4 protein-coding genes and 1 pseudogene are annotated in these 6,077 nt (G+C 43.4%); all 5 read right to left on the bottom strand.

Going from position 1 to position 6,077, the window contains the following annotated elements:
• Positions 1 to 218 precede the first annotated feature (218 nt).
• The 5 genes and pseudogenes from istB to murP all read right to left on the bottom strand — a co-directional run bounded on the left by istB (position 219) and on the right by murP (position 6,056).
• On the bottom strand, positions 219 to 974 hold the full coding sequence (gene istB / locus AACW06_RS14030) for an IS21-like element helper ATPase IstB (RefSeq protein WP_192075539.1): 756 nt from the start codon (positions 972 to 974) through the stop codon (positions 219 to 221).
• Positions 964 to 2,478, bottom strand: a complete 1,515-nt coding sequence (gene istA / locus AACW06_RS14025; RefSeq protein WP_337923474.1) for an IS21 family transposase — start codon at positions 2,476 to 2,478, stop codon at positions 964 to 966. The genes istB and istA overlap by 11 nt, the downstream gene beginning before the upstream one ends.
• A 381-nt stretch (positions 2,479 to 2,859) precedes the next feature.
• Positions 2,860 to 3,864, bottom strand: a complete 1,005-nt coding sequence (locus tag AACW06_RS14020; protein ID WP_192075542.1) for an SEC-C metal-binding domain-containing protein — start codon at positions 3,862 to 3,864, stop codon at positions 2,860 to 2,862.
• A gap of 134 nt (positions 3,865 to 3,998) precedes the next feature.
• Positions 3,999 to 4,290: pseudogene (locus tag AACW06_RS14015) on the bottom strand (IS1 family transposase); the annotation flags it as partial.
• Between the two features lie 314 nt (positions 4,291 to 4,604).
• Entirely contained in the window at positions 4,605 to 6,056 is a 1,452-nt protein-coding gene (gene murP, locus AACW06_RS14010; protein WP_192075537.1) for a PTS N-acetylmuramic acid transporter subunit IIBC, read from the bottom strand.
• Positions 6,057 to 6,077: the final 21 nt, after the last annotated feature.

Below are 6,077 nucleotides of genomic sequence, written 5' to 3'. Positions count from 1 at the left end.
TGAGTTCAATGGGCAGGAGGTCTGAGAGTGTCTCAACGTGATTTGGTTTATAACTGTTGATGATATCGAGGGCTTGAGAAACGTGCATAAAAAAATCCGATAAACAATGTCTATCGGATTTTTACATGTTAATTTGCACTTAAATCTGATCAACCATTTGCATTGAAAAGTGATCCACCTAAGTAAGTCTATTCTAGACTACATTTTCACGTTAGTTTCTACTTGGTTTTCTCCTTAGACTTCTTTTTTGATTCCTTAAAACGATAGCTGTCGTTACCTGTTTCAATGATGTGACAGTGATGAGTCAGCCTATCCAGCAATGCCGTTGTCATCTTTGCGTCACCAAACACTTTCGACCATTCCGTGAAGTTGAGATTAGTAGTAATGACGATGCTGGTGCGCTCGTAGAGTTTACTGAGTAAATGGAACAGCAATGCGCCACCCGCTTGGCTAAAAGGGACATACCCTAGCTCGTCCAGTATGACTAAGTCGCAGCTCACTAATCTATTCGCAAGACGACCCACGTGGCCCGCTTGCTTCTCCAGTTCAAGTGTGTTGACGAGTTCTATGGTCGATAGGAACCTGACCCGCAGTTGGTGGTGCTGTATAGCTTGCACGCCCAACGCAGTCGCTAAGTGTGTTTTCCCTGTGCCAGGCCCACCCACGAGCACAATATTTTGGCTATCTTTGATAAACTCACAGCGATGCAGACCTCGTATCAGATACTCATCGATCGTACTCTCACTAAAGTCAAAGCCATATAAATCGCGATAAACAGGGAACTTTGCCGCTTTCATCTGATAAGCGATACTGCGCACTTCTCGGTCTGCCACTTCTGCTTTTAGCAAGGTTTCAAGGATGGGCTGGGCTTGTTGATAAGCAGGAGAATTTTGAGAGGCAAGCTCAACGATACTGCTGACCATACCGTGAAGCTTGAGTGCCTTTAATGTGCTTAATAGTGCTTCATTGTGCATGACGTTTCCCTCTTAATTCGTCATATCGTGACGTATCACTGGTTGGCTCGGTAACTAATCGCAGCCCTTGAGAGACGGGGACTGATACGGTTGGGGTAGGATTGAGTAAGCGGCTTAAACAGTTTATGACGTGTTGTTTCGATGGTGTGCCTGCTTTCAGAGCCATGTTGATGGCTTGCTCTACCAGTTTTTCATCGTGGTGAAGAACCAGTGACAAGACTTCGACCATCTCCTTATCGCCGCCAAGACGCTGTAATAATATCGATTGCAGGTGTTTAAAGCTCTCAGGGAGCAAGTAAAACGGTGCGCCATTACGTAGAGAGCCTGGTTTACGTTGTGCAACCAACAAGTAATGTCGCCAGTTATAAACAATGTGTGGCGGCTCATGTTTGGGGTTAAAGACTCGTTGGTGCTCTGCGATTGGCTGACCTTCTGCCACCAAGACAATACTATCGGGGTAGGCGCGCAGACTCACTCGTCGGTTTGCGTAACTTGCAGGCACGGAGTATTTATTTCGGTCGAAGTTCACCAAACAGATAGAAGAGACTCGCTTGCTTTGCTCGGTAAAGCCATCAAATGGTGCCGTGACTTTCATTAAGTGAGAGCGCTCACTCAGCCACACTTGTTCTATGCTCATATCACGATATTGAGGGTGTTTGCGCGACTGCCAGTCGAGCAAACACTGAACCTCTAGCCATTCATTAAGCTCATCTAAGGTTTTCACTCGAGGAGCACGTTGCCAGATGATGGAGCGCGCATCACGTACGTTTTTCTCGATTTGGCCTTTTTCCCAACCTGCTGCAGGGTTGCAGAAGTCGGCTTCAAACAGGTAGTGACTGACCATTGTTAGAAAACGATGATTCACCACTCGATCTTTACCTTTTCTCACCACATCAACCGCGGTTTTCATATTATCGTAGATACCCCGCTCGGGAACGCCTTGGAACACGCGGAAGGCGTGGTTATGGGCATCAAACAACATTTCATGACTTTGAGAATAATAGGCACGAAGGAAAAATGCACGGCTGTGACTGAGTTTGAAGTGAGCGACTTGAAGCTTGGTTTTATGGCCATTGATATAGGCCCAATTTTCGCCCCAATCAAACTGAAAGGCTTCACCTGGAGCAAACTCTAGGGGCATATACGTTCGTTTAGAGGCATCGAGTTTTTGTTCTTCGCGCCATTTGCGTGCGAATGATGCGACCCTGTCATACGAGCCGCTATAGCCTAGTGGAACGAGGTCTTGAAAAAGGTTTTTGACCGTTTTGCGCTGCTTCCTCGGTCGCTTCATTTCTCGTTTTAGCCAAGAAGTCAGTAATTCTTCAAACTCGTCTAGTTTACTCAATGAATGCCGCTTTGGATAAACAGGTTTGATAGTTTGATCTTTCAAATAACGTTTAACTGTATTTCGGGATAGTCCAGTACGTCTGGCTATTTCTCTTTGCGACATTCCTTCGCGGAAATGCCAGCGACGAATAACACTTAATAATGACACGTCAATCACTCCACATTCTCCTGCTAAGACTCAGCAGGATTTAGGTTAGATGATGTGGATCAGTTTTCGGTGCAAATCAGGGGGTGAAGTGGATCAGTTCTGGATGCAATTTAACAGTCAACGTAAGAAACATAGCGACTTAAACCAACTGGGTAGTATATTGGGTAGTAAAATCCTAAATCAGACAATACAAAACCATTAAGTATCTGATTTTTAAATGATAAGTATCGTTACTCGACGAACAAATCCCGAATATTGAATAGTTTTCTAGGCATTCATCATTAATCTTTAACGCCCTTATAATTAAGGGCGTTGCTGTGTTTAGTGTATATGCAATACTCATCCAGATGCTCAAATCGATAGTATTGAGATTCGCTCATGGTGAGTTTTTTATGGTGCAATGGTGAATTGGAACGTTTGGGTCAACAAAGGTTGGATCTGTACTTTTCTAGCGACCGGTTCACCATTAACGTAGCGTCTTGGATCAATAGTGACAAATCCCCAAAACTGTAAAAAACGATCAATAAAGCGCGACTCAATCAAGAGACTTAAATTCTGTTTTGGTGAAAAATAGCCATCCGATGGAAATTCACGCAACAAATCAGGAAATGCGGTTTCCATCTCATCAATCAACTGACCAACATTTCCATGGCCTTGTAAACGCCACAACATAAACAGCCAGAAAGTTTGTAAATTCACTTCATGATCAAAACCGTCAAAATAGCCCCAATTGTATTGAGTTATCGTGGCTTCTAGCATGGGTTTAAAAAAGACTTGAAGACCATGGACCTGATACTGCTTCTGGGCGGCTTTTTTCACATGATAACGGCCACTGCGACGATAAATGATGCCTGCAATTTCAGCTAAAATACGAGCATAGTGTAGGGCATTAAATTTATCTTCATTGCTACCAGCAAAATCACTGATGCTAATATCACGCTCAAATTGAGAAACAGCGAATTGCGGCAATAAGTCACTGGCCAGTTTGACTAACTTGGCTGGTAAGTTACCTTTATTCGTGGCCTTAAACGATCCCTCGTTTTGCATAGCTTCGTCTAAAATCAGCGCCAAATATCGCATCACAGGGCTAGATGAGAGATCATCTGGCGTGGATATTGTCACCCATTGTAATTGATCAAAAGGCGCATAGAGCCAATTGGCCATTTGCGTAGATGATAAACCACAAAAATCAGAGTGTGAGCAGTTATTACGCTCCTGAACTTTGTGTTGCATCACTACATTGAGTTCATCGAGCGATAAATTAGGATTCATCGCAACCATTTGCTCAACATCATCAAAGAGTTCAGCATGCAGCTTTGACACTCGGTTCATGCAACAACGTTTGTATTTTTTACCGCTGCCACAAGGACAAGCGTCGTTTCGACCTGGTTTCATCATTAGTGGTTCTAAGCTAGTTATGTTTGCTGTTACATGATTATACCCACCCACACAAATAAAACTAAGATCAACATGCTTGAAAAGCACTGCCCTGCATAATGAATCTATGGTCGTGACTCCAATCGGTTGATTCAAAGATAGAATTCTCGTTCAATGAATGTTCCGATCACCTTATCGTGCATCTCCCTTGGTAATTCTTTTGTGTGAACGCTGAAGTCATCGGTAAAAAAGAAGCTGATATCAAACGGCTTGAGCAAAGTGAGCAATGATGCGCTTATAGCGAGGCTCCCAAGCATACCAAAGCTAGCAGCGATTTTTCTTTTTACCTACGAATGACCATTGCTCATCAACTTCATAGATTAGAGAGATGTTTGCTTTATCAAAGGGGATAGAGGTCACTTGCCTTGGCGAGAGTTTTTTTAAGTGCGTAGCACGGTGTTGTAACCAACTTTTAAGGCAAGTACTCCATGTTGGAGTCACGACCATAAAAAAGCACCTTTAGCTAACCTTTATCGATGAATCATCAAGGTTATACCAATCACAGTAAATACGTGATCCGGAGTAGCGCGGGAAAAAGGCTTGAGAACAAGGCAGGATTTTTCGATAAGTAGTTATTCTACAATCAAAAATTCTAACGCAGTTATCTATCATTTTAACCAGCTAGGATGAACAGTTATTTACTACGATTCGTATTAACTAAAGGTGCGGCCACTTCACACCTATAGGGGTTGGGTGAATCAGCTTAAATCAACATCTTTACAACCAAAGAAGTAAGTAGTGAGAAAGCCAACAACGTATGAAATCAAAAGCCCTCCTACAAACACCAACATCCCTGCAAAAATGCCTTGCCCAGATGTCATCAATGGAATAGCGACAATACCCGATGGGCCAAACACCGTATTCAACCCAACTGGTAAACCAAGGTAAGAGACTAAACCGATGAAAAAACCACCTGCAGCACCGCCAATACAGGCTGTCACAAAGGGTTTCACTCGCGGCAAAGTCACACCATAAATTAGCGGCTCACCGATACCCAAAATACCAGGGATGATGGCTCCTTTTACCTGAGTGCGCAGCAGCGCATCTTTTTTCGCTTTAAAGTAAAGCGCTAATGAGGCACCCACTTGACCACCACCAGCCATCGCCAGAATAGGAAAAAGTGAGTTAAAACCTTGCACATCCATCAACGCAAAATAAACCGGTACAAAGCCTTGGTGGATACCAAACACTACCGAAATCAAGAATAGACCCGATAACAATGCTGCACCAAACGGGTTATCATTCAGGTTCAGAAACAGCCAGGACATACCTTTAAAGAGTTCGCCACCAAGTGGCATTATCACCAAGAAAGTTACCATACCCATGATGAGCAAAGTCACCACTGAAGTTAAAATCATATCTAGGTCGTCTGGCATGTATTGGCGTATTTTTCGCTCTACCTGAGCGCCCAGAATCGATGCCAATAAAACACCGATGATGTTACCACGCGGGTCGATGGTGACACCAAAGAACTCATTCATACCGGAATAGATACCGGTTGTGGCTTCAGGATTATAACCAAGCACAAATAGAGAAGCTAAAATCGCACCATTAACCCCCGAACCACCAAACGCTTGCTGCGCGTTATAACCAATCAAGATGCTCAAGAAAGCAAATAACCCTTTACCAAACACCTTCATATAAGCGATCAAATCAAGCATAAATTGACTTGGCGATTGGTCAATCACAAACATCTGCTCAAGCAAAGTGGCAAAACCAAGCAATAAACCGGCAGCAATAAAACCGGGGATCAGAGGGGTAAAAATGGTTGCAAATTTACTCAGAAAACGTTGAACCCCACTGGTCTGTTTACTCTTCATCTGCTTTTTTTGTTCAGAAGCGATGGTCGATAAATCTTGGTTTTCAATATCAACCTCTGCCGCTACTGTTTCACCATTAGCGAGCATCTCATTCATCATTTCCGCTGCAGTTTGCGCTTTGCCAGGGCCTAAAATAACTTGTAGCTGTTGATCACTTTCCACCACTCCCATTACACCGGGAATCGCTTTTATGGTCGCTTGATCAGCCAAGGCATTATTGTTCAATGTTAAACGTAAGCGCGTCATACAATTGCCACACTTGCTAATGTTATCGCTACCACCCACTGCACTCAGTAGTTTCACGATCATGCTTGAAGTTATTTTTGCCATTGGGACATCCTTTGAATAAAT

This window comes from Vibrio sp. S12_S33, assembly GCF_963889785.1.
Classification (GTDB): domain Bacteria; phylum Pseudomonadota; class Gammaproteobacteria; order Enterobacterales; family Vibrionaceae; genus Vibrio; species Vibrio aestuarianus.
Note: the sequence above shows the minus strand (reverse complement) of the source record. Positions and strands in the feature narration are given on the sequence as shown.